This is a genomic window from Flavobacterium sp. UBA4854, from assembly GCF_002399805.1.
Taxonomy (GTDB): Bacteria; Bacteroidota; Bacteroidia; order Flavobacteriales; family Flavobacteriaceae; genus Flavobacterium; species Flavobacterium ginsengisoli.
This window is the reverse complement of the sequence record NZ_DHEI01000132.1, coordinates 9,456-11,116: the sequence shown is the minus strand read 5'-3', so window position 1 is coordinate 11,116 and position 1,661 is coordinate 9,456. Positions and strand designations below refer to the sequence as shown.

Below are 1,661 nucleotides of genomic sequence, written 5' to 3'. Positions count from 1 at the left end.
ACAATGCACATTGTAAACTGTGCTAAAATTGGTGCTGATGTGATGACTGGACCACTTTCTGCAATTTACGGTTTATTGAAACACCCATTGACAGATATTGGTTTAGCTCAGTTTGTAGCTGACTTTGAAAAAGGAAATAAATAATCCTTAGATATTTACAAAATTAAAATCGCCTTTTTTCTAATGAGAAAAGGCGATTTTTTTTACTTTTATATTGAATCTTAAATAGTTAAATATGAAAGTTATCTTATTTATGTTGTCATTTTTTGTAGCGAGTTTTTCTGTAAACGCACAGGTCGCTAAAGTTATTACTTCAGTAAATGAAGCGGGAGATGTTGCTACTTATGAGCTGGATTGTTCTGTAAAATTTCAAACTCTAGCTAAAGGTCTTCGTTATAATATTACGAGGCATGAATTTAAAGGGCCAGAATTAAAAAACAGCTATCGTCTTTTGCTTGTAATGGATGGATTTTACTCGAAAACATTAAATAGTGAAATGACGATTTCTGCAGTTTTAAGTGATGGCACCAAAATAGAGGCTAGAAAAACGATAGAAGATGATGGCTTTTTTGATGGAGCTTGCACTTTAAAAATAAAAGATCCTCAAGCGCTTTTAAATGCCGATATAGACAAAGTAATAGTTCACGCGGATAAAGATGTCGTTTATTCTTTAACGGCGCAAAATAAGGCTGTTTTTAAGAAAAACTTGAGCAATATTATTAATGCTAAATAAAAGTTGCTAAGATTCTGAGATGCTAAGGTTTTAAGTTATTTCTTCTTTGAATAAAAAAAATCCAAATTCCAGTTTTAAAATTGGAATTTGGATTTTTATATATTGGATTTTTTAATTTTTAGTGTCCGCCGCCAGCACTTTCTATGTGACTGATACCTTGTCTTTTTAAGATTTTAGGACAGTAGAAACCGTAGAATCCTAAATATGCAAAACCGATAAGAGGTACAATGTAAGAGAAGTGAGTGTAAGTGATACCGAAAATTCCACCTGGATTTGTTGCGTCTAAATCACAGATACTTCCTTGCACTAATGGAATTACTCCACCACCAAGAATCATCATGATTAAGAAAGAAGATGCTTTTCCTGTATTTTTTCCTAATCCTGCAATAGCTAAATCGAAGATTGAAGGCCACATGATAGATAAGAATAATCCGCCAGAGATAAAGAAGAATTTAGCAATTTCTGGGTTTGGCCAAACTAAACCTAATACCATCATAGTTAATCCTGAAATTCCGAAAAGCATTAATGTTTTTCCTGCGTTTTTACCACCAACAAAACTTACAGCGATAAACAGCAAAATCCAAAATGGGTAGATGTAAAATGAAGAAACATCGTGAGCAGCAAAGATGTTTGCGCCAATAATTACTCCAAATGCAGCAGCAGGAACAATAAATTTAAGTGCAGTATTTACCAAGTTTGAGGTATTGAACACGTTTGCTCCACCATTCCAACGACCAATCATTAAACTACCCCAGTAAAGTGCAATAAATGGTGCAACAGCGTCTTCTAAGATGTTTCCGAATTCGTGAGTGTGTAATAACGCAGGTAAATTACTGATGATTGTTACTTCAGTTCCTACATAAATAAAAATTCCTAACATACCCAAGTATAATTGTGGATAGTCAAGAATGTTGAATTTACTGTGTTT

At 33.5% G+C, this 1,661-nt stretch carries 1 protein-coding gene and 2 pseudogenes; 2 read left to right on the top strand and 1 reads right to left on the bottom strand.

The features are described from left to right. Together B3J44_RS19070 and B3J44_RS19065 are read left to right on the top strand one after the other, a co-directional pair. Nucleotides 1-144 (top strand): annotated as a pseudogene (locus B3J44_RS19070) (fructose-6-phosphate aldolase); the annotation flags it as partial. A 91-nt stretch (nucleotides 145-235) separates the two neighbouring features. Continuing rightward, complete coding sequence (locus B3J44_RS19065) at nucleotides 236-733, top strand: hypothetical protein (protein WP_286970645.1); 498 nt, start codon at nucleotides 236-238, stop codon at nucleotides 731-733. 118 nt (nucleotides 734-851) lie between these two features. Here B3J44_RS19065 and B3J44_RS19060 read toward each other — a convergent pair. Next, nucleotides 852-1,661, bottom strand: a pseudogene (locus B3J44_RS19060) (MFS transporter); the annotation flags it as partial.